Origin of the sequence: Streptomyces sp. V3I7 (assembly GCF_030817495.1) — a bacterium.
Taxonomy (GTDB): Bacteria; Actinomycetota; Actinomycetes; order Streptomycetales; family Streptomycetaceae; genus Streptomyces.
The window spans coordinates 2,102,131-2,120,708 of record NZ_JAUSZK010000001.1; the positions used below are offsets into that span (position 1 = coordinate 2,102,131).

General features: G+C 68.4%; 5 protein-coding genes, 1 pseudogene and 1 CRISPR repeat array. Of the genes and pseudogenes, 3 read left to right on the top strand and 3 right to left on the bottom strand.

Features of this window, described 5'->3' with window-relative positions:
• Positions 1 to 4: 4 nt before the first annotated feature.
• The gene (locus QFZ74_RS09925) at positions 5 to 328 is read right to left on the bottom strand and encodes a hypothetical protein (protein WP_307620443.1); all 324 of its coding nucleotides are present in this window, start codon (positions 326 to 328) and stop codon (positions 5 to 7) included.
• A gap of 559 nt (positions 329 to 887) precedes the next feature.
• Between QFZ74_RS09925 and QFZ74_RS09930 the strand changes: the two are divergent.
• From QFZ74_RS09930 to QFZ74_RS09940, 3 genes and pseudogenes are all read left to right on the top strand, one after another.
• Positions 888 to 7,032, top strand: a pseudogene (locus QFZ74_RS09930) (DNRLRE domain-containing protein).
• Entirely contained in the window at positions 7,026 to 7,223 is a 198-nt protein-coding gene (locus QFZ74_RS09935; RefSeq protein WP_307620444.1) for a hypothetical protein, read from the top strand. Before QFZ74_RS09930 ends, QFZ74_RS09935 begins: the two are co-directional and overlap by 7 nt.
• Before the next feature lie 317 nt (positions 7,224 to 7,540).
• Positions 7,541 to 9,814, top strand: a complete 2,274-nt coding sequence (locus QFZ74_RS09940; protein WP_307620445.1) for a peptidoglycan recognition protein — start codon at positions 7,541 to 7,543, stop codon at positions 9,812 to 9,814.
• Positions 9,815 to 10,545: 731 nt separating this feature from the next.
• Positions 10,546 to 15,330: a CRISPR direct-repeat array (repeat unit 29 nt; unit sequence CTGCTCCCCGCACGCGCGGGGATGGTCCC).
• 278 nt (positions 15,331 to 15,608) lie between these two features.
• On the opposite strand, the gene QFZ74_RS09945 is transcribed toward QFZ74_RS09940, so the two are convergent.
• Positions 15,609 to 16,913 carry a hypothetical protein gene (locus QFZ74_RS09945; protein ID WP_307620446.1) on the bottom strand — a complete coding sequence of 435 codons (1,305 nt, stop codon included), beginning with the start codon at positions 16,911 to 16,913 and terminating at the stop codon, positions 15,609 to 15,611.
• Positions 16,834 to 18,555: a CRISPR-associated endonuclease Cas3'' gene (locus QFZ74_RS09950; RefSeq protein ID WP_307620447.1), complete on the bottom strand. Its 1,722-nt coding sequence runs from the start codon at positions 18,553 to 18,555 to the stop codon at positions 16,834 to 16,836. The genes QFZ74_RS09945 and QFZ74_RS09950 overlap by 80 nt, the downstream gene beginning before the upstream one ends.
• Between the last annotated feature and the right edge of the window lie 23 nt (positions 18,556 to 18,578).

Genomic DNA, 18,578 nt, shown 5'->3' on the forward strand with positions numbered 1-18,578 from the left:
CTGTTCACACAGTCTCGTGGTTCAGGTGGATGAGCCCTTCGATGGAGCCCAGGCGTGCCTGCATGGCAGGGTCCGCAACCGGCGTGATGGTGAGCAACAGCACCTGCGTCGAAGGGTGTTCCGGAGCGTAGAGGTCGTCTTGGCCGTTGTCGCCGGGGATCCGGTTGGGTTGGATCTCGACCCGTCCGCCTGGGCTGCTAGGAAGGCGGTAGACGCCCCGGTAGTCGCTGTCGCGCTCGGTGAAGACCAGCCCGAGACGGACACTGACGAGCCGGACCAGGTCGTCGGCGGTGTGGGTGCTGGTGCCGTACGTGTGATGGTCGGTCATGATGCATCAGACCCTATGTCGCGACGGTGGCGGGAGCTCGACCAGTTGGCCGCGCTCGAAGCGGGCCCCGGCTCGGACGAGGGCGACGAGGTGAGGTGCGTTCACGGCCCACCACTGCTGGGCGGACTCGACGAGCTTGAAGGCCATGGCTAGGGCGGCGGTGCGGGAGCACGCAGGCTTTGTCTTCCCCCAAGCGGACAAGCGGACATTGAGGCGGAGTCCGGCGCCCCACGGACCGCGACAGATGTCAGCGCAGTCCGGTGACGATACCCAGCGGCCGTGCGAGCAGCCCTGCACGTCCGCGAGGCGAGCGATCTCGTCGCCGCCTTCCGAGATATGGATCACATCACGTTTACTTTGCGTCCGACCTTGATTATCCCTTTCACATCTTTACTTCCCAGGTATCTTCACCCAACGGTCACACAAGTGATCCTTGTGAAAGATTTTAGGGGGGTAAATGAAGCCATCCCAGCTATCCCTAGCGCGAAAGCACAGAAAACGCACAAGACTCTGGCAGGGAGACGGTTCCCGCTACCTCGCGGGCGGTCTCGCGCTGGCCTTGTCGGTCACACTCATCCAGGGCACGAACGCCGCGTTCGCGGCGCAGTCCGAGCCGCCCCAGGTGTCGAAGGCACCGAAGGCTCCGGCCGCAACCCAGGCCCCGGACATCGCGTCGGCGAGGGTGGCAGCCCGCCTGTCGGGTAAGCGCGTTGAAGCCCTGTCGGAGAGGACGGAGACGTCGACGACGTGGGCCAATAAGAACGGCAGCCTGACAACGGAGCTGTCGGCTGGCCCGGTCCGCTTCAAACGGGACGGCAAGTGGGTCAACGTCGATGTGAGGCTGCGCAAGTCCGGTGGCGGTGTGGAGCCCGTGGCGCATCCCAACGGGCTTGTCTTGGCGGGCAAGGCAGGCACTCCCGTGAAGTCGCTGAAAGCGGCTCAGGATGCCAAGGCCGTCGACCTGGTGACGTTGGGCGACGGCGACGAGCAGATCAGCCTTCAGTGGAAGGGGGGGCTGCCCGCGCCGAGGCTGAGCGGGACGCGGGCGGAGTACGTCAACGCCGTGCCCGGAGCGGACGTGGTGATCGAGGCGACCCGTACGGGCTTCGAGCAGTACGTGAAGATCAAGCAGAGGCCAAAGGGGCAGGAAGGTTCCTCCTACACTCTGCCGCTTCAGGCCGAGGGCCTGAAGGTGAGGAAACTGCCGGACGGCAGCGTGCAGTTCACCGACAAGAAGAACAAGCGACGGGCTACGATGCCCGCCCCTGTCATGTGGGACTCCACCGTTGATGAGCTCTCCGGTGAACACACCCGTCGCGTGCCGGTGAAGATGAAGGTGGTGAAGAAGAAGGGCGACGCCGTCGACTTGGTAGTCACCCCGAACGCCAAATTCCTCGCCGACCCTAAGACCAAGTTCCCGGTAACGGTTGACCCGTCCACCTCCTCGCTGGCCAACGTCTTCGACACCTACGTTCAGCAGGGCGAGACCGTCGACTGGTCCAACGACACCGAACTCGACTTGGGCGACCCCGGCACAGTCAACGCCGACGGCTCCCCGCGCTACGCGCGTTCCTTCATCACCTGGGACACCACTCCCGTGCGCGACGCGCTGGTGAAGGACGCGAAGTTGAGCCTGTACAACTTCCACTCTGGCAACACGGACTGCTCCGCGGCGGCATGGTCCGTGTGGGCGACCGGTGCGCCGTCGACGTCGTCGAGATGGACCAACCAGCCGGAGTGGCTCCAGGAGTACGCCACGTCGACCGAGACCGCGGGCCGGGACAACTGTGGCGGTGACGGCTGGATCAACGCGGATGTAACCGACCTGGTCCAAATGTGGGCGTCGGCGATGAACACCCGCTCACACATGGGCCTGCGTGCCCCGTCGCCGGAAACGATGGAGTGGAAGCAGGTCAACTCCGCAAATGCGGCGTCGAACCCGCCGAAGCTGACGGTTACGTACAACTTCCGTCCCAAGACAGGCACCAACCAGGAGGCCGGTCCGCCGTTCTTCTCCTATGGCGGTGACTACGCCGTCAATACCACAACGCCGACGCTGCGGGACACCTTCGTCGATGTCAACGGCGACACGGTCATCGGTGCCTTCCAGATCGCCGATTCCGCCAGCGGCTCGCAGGTCGGCGACATCCTCACCTCCGAGTACACGACCTCCGGCGCGCCGGCCTCGGTCAAGGTGCCGTCGGGCCTTCTGGCCAACGGCAAGACCTATAAGTTCCGTACCTCCCCGTACGATGGGACGGACTACAACCTCGACTGGTCAGCGTGGAAGACGTTCACCGTCGACACCAGCGCCCCCTCTTCCCCGGAGTCCATCACCTCCACCGACTACCCGAGCGGGCAGTGGGTCAAGGGCGCGGGTCAGGCGGGTACCTTCACCGTTACCCCGCCCTCCGGCACCGATCACCAGTGGTTGGAGTGGTCGCTGGACGGCGTGACCTGGACCAAGGTCACCACGGACGGCGCAAGCGCCGCGAAGAGCATCAGCGTGACTCCACCCAAGGACGGCACGCACACGCTGCAGGTCCGCTCAGCGGATAAGGCGGACAACAAGTCCGAGGCCAAGGAGTACGTCTTCCACGCCGGACCGGGTGGCTTCCTCCAGCCGTCCGAGGGCGAGCGGACCGCACGTCGGCTGCCGCTTGTCGCCGAGGCCGAGTCGGGCAAGTACGACCAGGTGTCGTTCTCCTGGCGGCGTTCGGAGGCCGACGACTGGGTGAAGATCCCGGTCGCTGACGTCACCTCCGGCGGCACCGCGCTAACCGCCTGGCCCGTGCCCCTGACCAATGGCAAGAACTCCGCACTGGTATGGAACGCGACCGGCACCGTTGACCCGGACGGTTCGGTCCAGATCAAGGCCGACTTCACCGGCCCCGGCTCGGCCGCTGGCAGCACCGAACCGCTGACCGTCGTCGTGGACCGCAGCGCCGACGCGGCGTCGACGACCGACATCGGACCCGGCTCGCTCAACCTACTCACCGGTGACTACACGCTCTCCGCCGAGGACGCCTCGTTCTTCGGCATGAGCGTCACCCGCGGCATCTCCTCGCGCGCCCCCGGCGAGGGCGCTCAGCAGGAGGGCCAAGCCGCTATATTCGGTAAGGAATGGACTTCCGGCACGGTCGCGGCGGTATCCCAGTCCGACTACACCTACCTGGAGAAAGTCTCTGACACAGCCGTGCGGGTGGTGACGCAGGACCAGCGGCAGTTGAGCTTCACCGCGAACGCCGGGGAGACCGGTTGGATCGGCGAACCCGGAGCCGAGGCACTGACGCTCAAGGGCGCCTTCTCCGGGTCCTTCACGCTGACCGACACCAGCGGCACGGTGACCACCTTCACCAAGCCGGCCACGGCCTCGACGACCTGGCAGGTGACCGGCTCACTGCTGAACGGCCTCACCAACTCGACCACCACAATCTCCTCTGAGACCGTGGAGGTTGACGGCAAGACACTGGCCCGTCCCAAGCGGATCATCGCCCCCACGTCCGCCGCCACTGCGGCCGCGTGCGAGGCGGATCCGGCGACAAAGGGGTGCCGGGTCCTGGAGTTCGTGTACGCCACGTCCACCACGGCCACCGGCACGGAGACCGATGCCGAGTTTGGTGACTTCACAGGCCAGGTCAAGCAGATCCGGCTTTGGGCCACCGAGCCCGGCGCGAGCGCCGCGACCGCGACCGCCGTGGCCGCCTACCGCTATGACTCTCAGGGACGGCTGCGCCAGACCTGGGACCCACGGATCGGACAGCAGGCGGAGACCAAGTACGCCTACCAAGAAGACCGGATCACCTGGCTCGACCCAGCCGGGCACCTGCCATACACCTTCTCCTATGGTAACGCGGACAGCGGTTCCGCTGCAGGCGAGGGCATGCTTTTGAAAGTCTCCCAGCCGCGGCTGAAGCAAGGGTCGACCGACGAGACCGACGGCAATTCCGTCACCAGCGTGGTCTACGGCGTTCCGCTCAGCGGCTCCAGGGCACCGTACGCAATGGATGCCACGCGCATCGCGTCCTGGGGCCAGAGCGACGCGCCCACCGATGCCACCGCCGTATTCCCGGCCGACTCCGTGCCAGCCTCGAACTCCGGTGCCGACTTGGGCGCCGGCGACTACCAGCGGGCGAGCATCAACTACCTGAACGCCTCTGGCCGCCAGGTGAACACGGGCGCGCCGGGCGGGCACATCTCCACAGTCGAGTACAACCGGTTCGGCGCCGTTGTACGCGAACTATCCGCGGCCAACCGAGCGTTGGCGCTCGGCGGAACCACCGTGCAAAACGCGACCCTGACCGAACTGGGCATCATAGACCTGTCATCGGCCGAGCGGGCGGACCTGCTCTCCACCACGACGCTCCACAACGAGTCGGGCACCCGCGTGGAGGAGGTGTTTGGCCCCCTGCACCGACTGGACCTAACGGAGGACCTCAAGGACGGCAACACCGTACTGGCCGAGGCGGGTTCCTCGGTTCCCGGGCGCAGCTGGACGGTCAACGAGTTCGATGAGGGCCGTCCCACCGACGGCACGGCGGTCGCGAAGAACCAGATCACCCGGACCGAAACCGGCGTCCGCGTGCGTGACCACTACTCGGTCATGGGTGACAAGCGGGTGACCGAGACCCAGTACGACTGGACCAAGGGTCTGCCCACCCGTACCATCCAGGACCCGGGAGGCCTGAACCTCACGACCACTACGGCATACAACGCCGAGGGCCGAGCGACGGCCGTCGTACCGCCCGATGGGACGGGCGAGGACGCCGCGTCCAGGGTGGTCACGTACTGGAAGGCGACAGGTACCGGCCGGTGCGAGGGACGTCCCGAATGGGCCGGCCTGGAGTGCTGGGCCGGACCCGCCGGCGCGATCACGGGCGGCGGCGACAACCCCACCGAGGCAACCGGCGCAACCAGCGAGTACAGCTACTACGGCAACGTCACCAAGCGCACGGAGGACGCCAACGGCGTGGCTCGTACAACCACCGTCCAATACGACGCGGCCGGCCGACCCACCACGACCACGGTGACCGGCGGCCTGGGCACGGCGGTAGCCGGTTTCCACCACCACGTACGACCCAGAGTCCGGTCAGGTCATCAAAATCAGCTCGAACACCGGAGGGACGGTCACCAAGGCCTACGACGCCCTCGGTCGGCAGATCTCCTACACCGACGCCGACGGCGGAACCACGACCACCGAGTACGACCTACTCGACCGGGTCGTCAAGGAAATCGACAGCGTCCCGTCCACCATCACGTACACCTACGACACCGCGGTCGACCCGCGCGGTGTGCTGACGAAGGCGAGCGACTCGGTCGCCGGTGACTTCAGCGCCACGTACGACGCCGACGGCGCCGTCACCGCGGAGAAGCTCCCAGGCGGCTACAGGCTGGCCGTCGACACGGACCCCACGGGAGCGGTCGTCAGTCGCGCCTACACCCGCGACAGCGACGGCGCCTCGGTTTACGCCGACACCGTCGCCCGGTCCGCGCACGGACAAGTGCTCCGGCACGCTGGCTGGTCGGAGCAGAACTACCGATACGACGCCGTCGGCCGGCTGTCGTCTGTCGATGACACGGTCGGAACCCTCTGCACTCGGCGTTCCTACACCTTCGATAAGCGGGCCAACCGCACCTCGCTGACCACCGCCACCGCCGAAGCCGGCGCGGCCTGCCCGACCACGGGAGGAACCACTCAGAACCACACCTACGACAGTTACGACCGCATCACCGACTCGGGCTACACGTACGACGCCCTAGGCCGGACCACGGCGGCGCCGGGCAACGGCACCATCGGCTACTACACCAACGACCTCGTCCGACAGCAGACCTCTGCGGGCAACCGTCAGACCTGGTCCCTGGACGCCCTGCACCGCTTCCGGGGCTGGACGCTGGAGACCTCGGCCGACGGCAGCACCTGGAACGAGACCGCGTCGAAGCTCAACCACTACGACGACGACGGCGACAACCCCCGCTGGATCGTGGAGAACGCGTCGAGCGGTCTAGTGACCCGAAATGTCCGCTCAGCAAGCGGCGATCTGGGAGCCACGACCGCCAAGTCCGGCGAGACCGTGCTCCAGTTCACCTCGGTGCACGGGGACGTCGCGCTCCGGCTCCCGCTGGACGCCTCGACGGCGCCCGTCGCTCTCGACAGCGACGAGTACGGGAAGAGCAGGGCGGGACAGCAGGCCACGCGTTACGGCTGGCTGGGCAACCACCAGCGGTCGTCCGAGACGGTGAGTTCGCTCATGCTCATGGGCGTGCGCCTCTACAACCCGGACACCGGACGCTTCCTCTCGGTCGACCCCATCTACGGCGGGAACGAGAACGCCTACGAGTACTGCGGCGGCGATCCGATTGGGTGCACCGACCTCACTGGCAAGCTGCGCGTTCGCTGGTGGAAGCCGTGGTGGTCCTCGCAGTACTTCATCAGGCTCGATCTGAACAGGTCCGAGACTCGCTGGGTGGCGTTCGGCACCGGAAGCGCGGCGGCGTTCGTCGGTTGGGCCAAGGATATTAAGTGGATCCCCGCTACATGGAAGCACGCCATCACCGCGATCCGTGGCTACCTCTGGTACTTCACCACAGTGGCCGCGTACGCGGTGGCTCGCGGGAAGTGCACCTCCATCATCTCCGGAGCCATGAGACTGGGAGGCAATGTATACATTCCCATCCCACCGACCATCTGGACGCGCAGATGCTGAATCAACTGACTGAGGCGGCGAAGCATCGACTCGCACTAACCGCCGAGATAGGCGCCGCCGCGGCGCTGGCGGCCCTGGCCATCACTCTCGCGGTCCAGCACGAGACGGCCCTCGCCGTGGTCCTGGCCGCGGGCTGCGCATCGTTCGTCTTCGACGCGACGCGACGGTTCCGCAGGACCGGCAGGGACTAACGTTGGAAGCCGGCCGGGGCGCCCCACTCGTGAGCGCCCCGGCTCTCGTCACCCGCGGTCATGAAACCGCGACACGATCGGCCAGATCCCTGCGCCACCGACGCGAACGCGGCGAAGCTCAGGCGTCGTACACCTGCATGTCTGTCTGTGTGCAGATGGCGTTGTTCTGGAACGTTCACCAGATGAGTCCCTGATAATGACGTGCCCACGGCAGTTCATTACCTGACATACTCATCAAGCTTTCTTTACAGCAGCATCGCAAATGTGAAGGTCCTTGGAATTCTTGAAGTCTTAGGGGGAAGGGTGTGCGGTCAGGTATGAGAGTGCGTCGTTGGTGGGGGGCAGGCGCGGTCGTCGCTGCGGCCGTGTGCGGGACGTTGGTGGCTCAGGGGTTGATCGGGGGATCTGCCAGCGATGGGGATGGCGACGGCAAGCCCGGACCGGTCAGGAACGAGGTCCGTTCGACCGCGCTGAAAAGGAGCGGTGACGGGGATTCCGCGACGCTGGGGCGGCGGAACGCCGAGACCTTCAGCATGCTTGGAGTCACCTGGCAGAAGCCTTCTGACAAGGTGACCGGCAAGGTCGAGGTGCGCACGCGGGCAGTCAATTCGGGTAAGTGGTCGGACTGGCTGACTCTGGGCAGCGACAACGGCGAGAGGGAAGACGGTGCGGCTCGGGGCGGAACCGAACCCGCGTGGGTGGGACCGTCCAACGGCGTCGAGGTCCGCGTGAACGGGAAGCCGAAGACGCAACTGCCCCGGGGACTCCGCGTGGACATGATCGGCTCCGCAGGCAGATCCGGCTCCGCAGGTGACGTCGAGCCTGCGGCATTCATTGCCGAAGGAAGCGACCCCACCTCCTCAGAGTCGCCGACCTCGGAAGCGACCGACGGCACCACCAGTGAGCCGTCCTCCTCGGAATCGACGACCGCCGAGCCCTCCACCTCCGAGTCGGCGTCGGCCTCTGAGTCTCCGTCGGAGAGCGCCACTCCCAGCGATTCGGCGAGCGACTCCGCCTCCTCCTCGCCGTCCGCGACCGAGCCGACCACGCCCACTATCCCACCGTCCACCGTGCCGCAGCCGCCGATCACCCCGCGCTCCGGGTGGGGTGCGGACGAGTCGCTCAGCCCGGAGGCGCCGAGCTATCTGCCGGGTGGAAAGATCAAGGCGGTGGTGGTACACCACACCGCCCAAAGCAACACGTACACATGCGACGAGGCTCCATCCATCATCAACGCCATCTACACCTACGATGTGACGACGCTGGGCTGGAAGGACCTCGGCTACAACTTCGTCGTCGACAAGTGCGGGACGGTGTACGAGGGTCGCAAGGGCGGCGTCGATCTGCCGGTCGTGGGCGCGCACGCCTACGGCTTCAACTCCCAGACCACCGGCATCGCGGTCATTGGCACGTACACCGACTCCGCCCCCTCGCAGGCTGCGCTGACCTCGGTCGCCCGTCTCGCCGCGTGGAAGCTGGGCCAGTATGGCGTCGACCCAGACTCGACCGTCACCCTCACCACCGCCGTGGACGGCCAGAACCTCGCTGGCAAGACGTGGGGCCCGGGCGAGGAACTGAGCTTCCCGGCGATTCACGGCCACCGCGACGGCTACAACACTCTTTGCCCAGGCGACGCCTTCTACGCCGCACTCGACACGGTCCGCAGCTTGGCCGCTGGCCCGGTCACCGGGCTCACGCTCACCTCCGTCACCGGCACGGGCCTGATCGGCTCGACCCCGTACACCAACGGCCCCGTCACGATGAACTGGTCGGCGACGACCCCGGCCTCGCTGATCTCGAAGTATGAAGTGCTGGTTGACGGGAAGTCAGTGACCATCACTGAGGGCAGTGCGACATCCGCCAAGGTGACACTGGCCGCCGGCACCCACCAATTGCAGGTCAAAGCAGTGCACCAGTCCGGGCGCACCGCGACCAGCGCGGCCGTCACCGTGGTCGCTGAGACCACCGCGCCCACCTTCACGACCAAGCCGAACCTGGCCCTTCGCACCGGCACCGTGAACACCACGGCCGTCCCGCTGACCCTGAACTGGAAGGCGACCGACACAGCCGCCCTGAAGGACGTACTCCTTACCACCCCAGTCACGAAGACATACGGGCCGACCGTGACCACCGCTCAGCACACGGCCAAGCCCGGCACCGCGACCGTGTGGTCTCTGAAGGCGTACGACCTGGCCGGCAACACCGCCACCGCCTCGACCTCGGGCACCCCGGTGATTCTCCAGGAGACCGCAGCTACCCGGTCCGGGACCTGGACGGCCAAGTCGTCCACCAGCTACCTGGGCGGCAAGTCCCTCACCAGCAAAACCAAGAACGCTTCGCTGGCCTGGACCTTCACCGGCCGTTCAGTCGCCTGGGTGGTGTCCAGGGCCGCAACCTCAGGCCAGGCGTATATCTACGTCGACGGCAAGAAGGTGGCGACCGCAGATCTGAAGTCATCCACCACGGCCTACCGAAACGCGATCTGGACCAAGACCTGGCCCGCCAGTACGAAGCACACAGTCAAGATCGTGCTGCTGGGCACGTCAGGGCGGCCCACGGTCACCACTGACGGCATCGTGTACCTCAAGTAGGCAACACTCATCGACGAGGACCTGGAAGCGTCCCTGGTAGCCCGCAAGGGCAGACCATGCCCCCAGGGTTCAGACCTCAGACAAGGGCCGCCCGGTCTGCCGGGCGGCCCTTGCGCTTCCCATATCCACGGGGCAGCGAGCAACGCGGCGGGCCAGGACGAGCCCATGGGTGCAGTCCGGGCACCGGCCCGGGCGAGCGGTGGAAACCGTCTCCACCACCAGGACGTCGGAGGAGCCGCTGACGCGCTCCACTTGTCATCGGATGGACCCCGAAGTCGGTGGCCACCTGCTCCACCGTCACCCCCGGGCCGCGGTTCCGCGCGACCCGCACGACGTCCTCGCGGAACTCTTCCGGATAAGGCTTGGGCACAGCGACATCCTTCCCACCCGCCCTACAGGGCAAGCCAGTTCAAATGTCACCCGATCATGCAGCAGACCCATCGCTTCAACTCGCGCTCCCCACCACAGGACCATGATCGACGATCACGACTCGACGCCTCACCGCCTACCGTGCACGAGCTCGTTAGGAAGTAAGAACGGTGACGTGCGCCAGATTGCAGAGAGCAGTGGAACACTTCGCCTGCAGGAGGGGCTGTTCTGCGTATATGAGTTATTGCATCGGGATGCCGCTACATCTTGTCAGGTTTGGCGGAGGTTTGGGGAGAATGCCGGAGTCGGTGAAAGTACTAAGAGTCGAGCTGTGGCGTGGCTAGAGTCGCAGGTCAGTGGGTCTGCTCCCCGCACGCGCGGGGATGGTCCCCCGTCGACCCGCCCAAGGAGAAGCGCCTGAAGCTGCTCCCCGCACGCGCGGGGATGGTCCCCTGCCCGCCGGCCAGAGCCGTACGGACTGGCTCTGCTCCCCGCACGCGCGGGGATGGTCCCGGGATGGAGAGCCGCCTGGTGAGGCGGAAGAACTGCTCCCCGCACGCGCGGGGATGGTCCCCACTTCGCCACCTGGTCCGTGCCGCCGTGCAGCTGCTCCCCGCACGCGCGGGGATGGTCCCGCCGCTCCGGGTCCCACGTCTCGGCGTTCAGCCTGCTCCCCGCACGCGCGGGGATGGTCCCGCTCTGACCAGCGGCAACGTTCTTCATTTCTGCTGCTCCCCGCACGCGCGGGGATGGTCCCTCACGGCTACGGCGAGGACGAACTCGTTCTGACTGCTCCCCGCACGCGCGGGGATGGTCCGCAGTGCAACCAGGCCGCCACCGTCGCAGAGGGCTGCTCCCCGCACGCGCGGGGATGGTCCCGCCGATGCCGCAGGGGGGTTCGTCGTTTCCAGCTGCTCCCCGCACGCGCGGGGATGGTCCCCGTTCTCCGCGCCCGGCTGGAGCCCGAAGTCACTGCTCCCCGCACGCGCGGGGATGGTCCCCGCCGGCGGTCAACCAGCCGGACCGAGGCTCTCTGCTCCCCGCACGCGCGGGGATGGTCCCTTCTGGCTGATGCTCGCCGCAGTGGTGACGTTCTGCTCCCCGCACGCGCGGGGATGGTCCCAAGACCAAGACGAAGGCGAAGTGATCAAGGTGCTGCTCCCCGCACGCGCGGGGATGGTCCCATGGCGCCCGGCCCGACGTCCATCTGGCTGCGCTGCTCCCCGCACGCGCGGGGATGGTCCCCGGTGGGAGTCCCCCTGCCTCGGGGACCAGGTCTGCTCCCCGCACGCGCGGGGATGGTCCCGGTCTCTCCAGCCATCAGGCTGCCTCCTCCATCTGCTCCCCGCACGCGCGGGGATGGTCCCAGCAGGCTGTAGTCGGAGATCGTGACGGTGATCTGCTCCCCGCACGCGCGGGGATGGTCCCCCGGTGGCGCGCTACAAGTTCCGCCCGAGCGACTGCTCCCCGCACGCGCGGGGATGGTCCCTCTGCCCAGTGGATCGGCCCGCAGTCGGACAGCTGCTCCCCGCACGCGCGGGGATGGTCCCGAAGCTCGGGGTCATCGGTCAGATTCCCGACGCTGCTCCCCGCACGCGCGGGGATGGTCCCTCGCGGACCTTCAACTTGAGGCCGGACACGTTCTGCTCCCCGCACGCGCGGGGATGGTCCCTCGATGACGATCTCCTCGTCGCGGGTGTGGAACTGCTCCCCGCACGCGCGGGGATGGTCCCCGTGCTGATGGAGACTTCGTCGTTGAGGCGTTCTGCTCCCCGCACGCGCGGGGATGGTCCCACCTGTGGAGCCAGATCCTGCACACGGGTCCACTGCTCCCCGCACGCGCGGGGATGGTCCCGTTATGCGCTAGCCCTTCCCAACTCTTGCCATCTGCTCCCCGCACGCGCGGGGATGGTCCCGGCTGGCCGCGGCGGGCCATGAGCTCTATCGCCTGCTCCCCGCACGCGCGGGGATGGTCCCCGGCTGGCCCTGCCCCGTCGATGACCCAGCACCTGCTCCCCGCACGCGCGGGGATGGTCCCAACCTGATGGCCAACAGCGGGTCGTGGGAGATCTGCTCCCCGCACGCGCGGGGATGGTCCCCCGACGATCGCGCCGAACAGCACGACGACCGTCTGCTCCCCGCACGCGCGGGGATGGTCCCTCCGTGGGCCAGAAGTGGTTCGACTTCGGCGGCTGCTCCCCGCACGCGCGGGGATGGTCCCGCGTTGCCGAGCGCCCGGCCGGCCTGCATGGACTGCTCCCCGCACGCGCGGGGATGGTCCCGACCCTGACCTGGCGCTGGCCCTGGAGGCGAACTGCTCCCCGCACGCGCGGGGATGGTCCCACCCCGGACCGCGTCAACGGCGACGGCTCCACCTGCTCCCCGCACGCGCGGGGATGGTCCCGGCGCGGTCTGATAGCGCGCATGAACCAGCTGCTGCTCCCCGCACGCGCGGGGATGGTCCCCTCGTGCCGAAGGGGACGTTGACGGGTTTGATCTGCTCCCCGCACGCGCGGGGATGGTCCCAGCACCGCCCTGAAGGTCACCGGGTCCGGCACCCTGCTCCCCGCACGCGCGGGGATGGTCCCGTCATCATGTGGATCGTCGCGAGCGCGACGAGCTGCTCCCCGCACGCGCGGGGATGGTCCCTGCGAGACCGGCCTCGGACTGCGCCGCCTCATCTGCTCCCCGCACGCGCGGGGATGGTCCCCGGACCCGTACGAAGCTTCCCGGTGTGTACGACTGCTCCCCGCACGCGCGGGGATGGTCCCTGCAGCTGCTCGGTCATGACGCGGCCTCCTCGCTGCTCCCCGCACGCGCGGGGATGGTCCCTCGCGGCGTCATACGGGATCAGCGACGTGCCCCTGCTCCCCGCACGCGCGGGGATGGTCCTCCGGCCGGGGGTGGCGGTGAGCCGGTCGATCTCTGCTCCCCGCACGCGCGGGGATGGTCCCATGCTGGACGATGGTTCGGGCGCGGCAGCGATCTGCTCCCCGCACGCGCGGGGATGGTCCCGTACCGGTCGGCCGCCTGCCATGCGCGGGTCACTGCTCCCCGCACGCGCGGGGATGGTCCCTACGACCACGTCCTCACGTCGCCGTGCGGGACCTGCTCCCCGCACGCGCGGGGATGGTCCCCGAGCGGTGCACAGCGGCTTGTCGCAGACGAGCTGCTCCCCGCACGGGCGGGGATGGTCCCTGGGCACTCGGCGGCACCCGCCACGTCCTCATCTGCTCCCCGCACGGGCGGGGATGGTCCCTCCTCGTAGAGGCGCTCGGGAACCTCGATCTGCTGCTCCCCGCACGGGCGGGGATGGTCCCAGGCCGGCGAGGGAGGCGAGGTTGCGGGCGGCCTGCTCCCCGCACGGGCGGGGATGGTCCCCACTGGAACCACGAGTACGACGGCGTCTGGCCCTGCTCCCCGCACGGGCGGGGATGGTCCCAAGTGGACCGGCCACACCATGATCCGTCTCGGCTGCTCCCCGCACGCGCGGGGATGGTCCCACGCCTGATTCCTCTCGTGCGTGGGGCGCGGAACTGCTCCCCGCACGCGCGGGGATGGTCCCTACGGGTTCGCCGGCTCCCCGCGGGGCTGATCCTGCTCCCCGCACGCGCGGGGATGGTGCCCGTGCGATCGCCAAATGGCGCGAGGCCATCGACTGCTCCCCGCACGCGCGGGGATGGCCCCGCCGGGAGGCGTCGTCGTGGGGTGGTGCCCACCTGCTCCCCGCACGCGCGGGGATGGTCCCGCCTTGTACCGGCCCTGATCCCTGTCCGTTCTCTGCTCCCCGCACGCGCGGGGATGGTCCCCTGAACGTGGCGGTCGCCTGGGACCCCACCGTCTACTCCCCGCATGCGCGGGGATGGCCCCCACCGGTCGCGATGGTGCGGAGCTCCGATGTCCTGCTCCCCGCACGCGCGAGGATGGTCCCAAGTACGGCGGATGCGCGTACGGTTCAGACCCCTGCTCCCCGCACGCGCGGGGATGGTCCACGGTCGTCGGAGCTTCGGCGGACACGGCTGTTCTGCTCCCCGCACGCGCGGGGATGGTCCCCACTCGTAACGCCCCTCGGGCGTCCCGGGCCGCTGCTCCCCGCACGCGCGGGGATGGTCCCACTTCGTCGATAAAGTCCGGGTGTTCAAAGCACTGCTCCCCGCACGCGCGGGGATGGTCCCGATGAGCGGCGGCCGGGTCGGGTGTCGATCGGCTGCTCCCCGCACGCGCGGGGATGCTCCCGCGTAGATGGCGGCGCGCGGGTCGAGGGCGGCCTGCTCCCCGCACGCGCGGGGATGGTCCCTTCACGAAGGCGCACCGCAAGATGGGTAAGGGCTGCTCCCCGCACGCGCGGGGATGGTCCCTCGACGGCCGGGCGGTCGACGTCGCCGTGTCCCTGCTCCCCGCGCGCGGGGATAGTCCCTGCTCGGGTCTGATGTCCGCGATCGAGTCCGTTTGCTCCCCGCACGCGCGGGGATGGTCCCGGCCTGTCGAACAAGCAGATCGGCGCCACGCTCTGCTCCCCGCACGCGCGGGGATGGTCCCCACGTGAACCCGTCGCCCGAGCTGGAGCACGCCTGCTCCCCGCACGCGCGGGGATGATCCCGCGGTCTTCTACTCCAACGTGGCCCAGCAGACCTGCTCCCCGCACGCGGGGGGATGGTCCCTCTGTTGTTTCTTTCCCAAGGGCGTCCGGATTCTGCTCCCCGCACGCGCGGGGATGGTCCCGACTGGGGCGCCCGGGACAGGCCCAGGCCGATCTGCTCCCCGCACGCGCGGGGGATGGTCCCAGAGTCGAGAGGACGACGGTGGAGACGCCGTCCTGCTCCCCGCACGCGCGGGGATGGTCCCGCGGCCGGGATTCAGGACACGGTCGAGGGCATCTGCTCCCCGCACGCGCGGGGATGGCCCCCGGAGGTACGGTCATGATCAAAGGCATCGCTGCTCCCCGCACGTGCGGGGATGGTCCCGGCGCCTTCCGCGTCGCCCTGGCCGTCGCAGTCTGCTCCCCGCACGCGCGGGGATGGCCCCCACCGCTCGCGATGGTGCGGAGCTCCGATGTCCTGCTCCCCGCACGCGCGAGGATGGTCCCCGTCCGGCACTCCGGATGTGGTCGGCGGGCGCCTGCTCCCCGCACGCGCAGGGATGGTCCGCTCCGAGCGCGAAGCGTGAGGTGTTACTCCCCGCCCGTGGGCCGTGGGTGGTTTGCTCCCCGCTCGCGTGCGGTTGGTTTCGTGCCCTCGACGCCACCGAGGAAGATTTGCCCCTGCTCCCCGCATGCGCGGGGAGCAGTCTCTGGCCGGCTTCTAAACGGCGCAGGCGATGGGACCATCCACGCGGTGCGGGGAGCGCACTTCTGCGGTGAGGGAGAGAATCTCGGCCTGCCCCAACGGGGGAGACGCTGAGGATGCATATGCATTTCCTCGCCGGGTCAGATGCGTTCGAGCCCGGTGGTGTGGTCGTAGCGGAGTTTGCCGAGTGGTCCGCTGAGGCAGGTCCCGTCCGGGGCTATGAGGATGACGGGTTTGTTTCTGAGGGCGGGTTGGCGGTGTGCGGGCCAGTCGGTGATCGGTTGGAGGCCGCGGCGGCCGTTCCACCAGCGTGTGGGGATGGCGATGGTGTTGGCGAGGAGGTCTTTTTGCTGGCGCCGGTAGGCGGTTACGTCTCGGTCGGGGGAGCGCCGACCGAGGTCGGCTTTCAGTAGGCCTTGGTGGTCGTAGGTGATGGTGCCGTCTGGCTGCTGGTAGAGGATCAGGCAGTCGACGGATTCTTCTCCGAGGCGGGATACGGCACTGATCCCGGTTATGCCTCCGCTGTCGCCGTCTCCGTGGGCGTGTCCGGATGCGAGTTCGTAGGTGGCTACGGGGGTTCGCCGTCGGCGCGTGTAGGGGTGAAACATGCGCTTCTCGGCTTGGCGGGCCTCGGCGGCGAGCGCGTGCCGGTAGGCGGCGTGCGTCCGGTCGAGGAGCTCCTGTACGGCTCCTGCGCCGTGGATGGGTTCACCGTAGACGCTTTCCAGTGCCCACGCGGAGTCTCGTGGGGTCTCTAGCCGTACGATCCCGTCGTCGTCTTGGCGTTGGGTGAGGGTGTGCCAGCTGGCTGTCAGGACGTAGGGGGCGTAGACGAGACCGTCGTAGGTGCCGGTCGGTCGCCCGGCCTCAAAGTCTGGGGGTTCCACGAGAGGCAGACCGTCGGGATCTTTCTGCCACAGCATGGTGAGACGTGTCGTGCGGCACCAGGAGGCGCGGTGCGGGTTGTTGACGGCGTGCCGGTGGATCCGTCCGCGGAACTGTACGGCCACGTCGATCGGGCACAGATCGGTGACACCGTGGTCGAAGTCCAGGTCGAGGGACTGTTCGATCACGCCTGTTGCGAGCACCAGGAGCCGGTGGGGCCGGTCGGGGTTGCGCTTTCCTTCGGGGCCGGGGCCGAGGAGGTGGGCGAGCCGGCTTTCCAGCAGGAGGCGGTGACGGGGGAGCAGCATCCCGTGCAGGATGAGGATCTCCTCGGGCCGCCAGCCGCTCGCATGGGCAAGGCGGACCGCTTGCCGGTATCGGGAGCGGCAGGGGTCGACACGCGTGCTGCGGATCACGACGCATCCGCCGTCGCGGGCCTGCTTCAGCACTCCGGCGACCAGGTCTTTCTCGCCCGGGTCCTCAGTCAGGTGGATGCTGGTCAGGAGCTTCGGTGTCCCAGGAGCTTCGGGGGAGGGGTCCGCCCCGGCGGAGCCGGCCATGGTGGTCGATCACCATGATCGGACCTTGGCTTGCGTCCTCGTCGCCGGTCTTGCCCAGGCCGCGCCGCCAGGCGGCCGTCAGCTCGTCCCGGATGCTGCACGGGAGGGTCGCGGAGAGCACTACCAGCGACGCGCCGCCCTCCGCCAGCCACTCCACCGCAGCGCCCAGCAGGTTTTGCTGGAAGAGTTCGTAGGCGTGCGCTTCGTCGATGATGACGACCTTGCTCATCAGCGCACCCAGCCGCAGTGCCCAGTGCCGTGAGCCTTGCGGGGCGAGAGCGATCTGGTCGACCGTTCCGACTCCGAACGCGGCTACTAGAGCCAGGCAGCGTCGCAGGTACCACGGGTCCAGCACCGCCAGACCGCTATCGTCAGTGCAGGTGGCCGTTTCCACCGTGCTGGCCAGGTCGGTCAGCGGGTCCCCTTGCGCCTGGTGTGCGTCGAGCAACTGGTGTACGAGGTCTGTGGCCTGTGCTGTGCCGTGCACGAGAGCCATGTTCTGCACCTCGCCCGGTTCCAGCACCGTCCTCAGGAACTTCCGTAGTTCCTCGGCGACCTGGTTGCCGGCTGCTCGGGTGGGTAGCGCCATATACAGACCGCTGTACCCGCACGTGCGCGCCAGATGGTGGGCTATCCACAGCGCCAGCCTCGTCTTGCCGGATCCAGTGTCCGACTCCACCACGACCATGGCCTGCCCTTCGGCTGGTACCAGCCGCATGCCGTCGGCCTGAAATGCGCGGGGCAGGGGGGTGTCGGGCCACATCTGCTCCCACGTCACGGGCCGCGCCTGCCAGCGGGCCAGTCGTCGGGCCCGCACCGCCTGGTCGGCCTCCTGAAGGGCGGCCCGCCACCAGTGGGTGACCGGCGTGGGGGGAGTACGGAAGCGGAAGAACTCGGTGTCGGAGGCGATCCAGTCCGCCAGGTACACCAGGTAGAGGAACGCGATCCGTGCCGAGGGCCGCACCGGGTCGACCACCTTCGCCACGGTGGCGAGGTCGAGTCCGATCGTGTCGGCCACCGTCTGCGCGAGCGCCGCGTGCACCTTTCCCCACTGTGCGGCCGGTGCGGCCCCTCGGGCCCGTTCGACGGTCTCCGGGTGCGGGATGTGCCCGTGATGGCCGCCGAGCAGCACCGCTGCATCGTGCAGTCCCTCATGCCGCTCGCCGGTGCCGCCGCACTCCGTGCACGCGCAGCCCAGCAGCCGGGGCAGCACGACGGCGGTGATGTGCTCATGCCGGGCGTAGAAGGCGTGGGCCAAGTCGTCACCTAGGGGGAGACCCGCCGCGCGGGCCTGTTCCTCCCACGTCGTCGCCTGCGCCTTCGTCCGGGCGTTTCCCCGGCCGTGCTGCCATTGCCCGAGGAAGCAGTCGGATGCCTTCCCGAGATCGTGGAGCGCCGCGAGCAGCATCACCACGCGCCGGGCGGTCGCTTCGCTCCCTGCGCCGAACGCCAGCGTGAGCCGCCGGCGGATGTGCGGGGGAAGGTGCCGGTCCCACAGGACGCCTGCCGCGGCGGCGACGTCCAGGAGGTGTGCGAGCAACGGCGTCCACGAGGAGCCGCCGCGCCGGGCACTGTCACCGCTCAGATCGGTCTTGCCCCACGCCAACACCACTGTGCGAAGCAAGTTTTGAAGAACGCTCACCTTCAACTCCTCGCGCTGCTACG

Coding starts and splice junctions, on each gene's coding strand:
- QFZ74_RS09945 (WP_307620446.1), bottom strand. CDS start 16,913: ATGGCCGGCTCCGCCGGGGCGGACCCCTCCCCCGAAGCTCCTGGGACA.
- QFZ74_RS09940 (WP_307620445.1), top strand. CDS start 7,541: ATGAGAGTGCGTCGTTGGTGGGGGGCAGGCGCGGTCGTCGCTGCGGCC.
- QFZ74_RS09925 (WP_307620443.1), bottom strand. CDS start 328: ATGACCGACCATCACACGTACGGCACCAGCACCCACACCGCCGACGAC.
- QFZ74_RS09935 (WP_307620444.1), top strand. CDS start 7,026: ATGCTGAATCAACTGACTGAGGCGGCGAAGCATCGACTCGCACTAACC.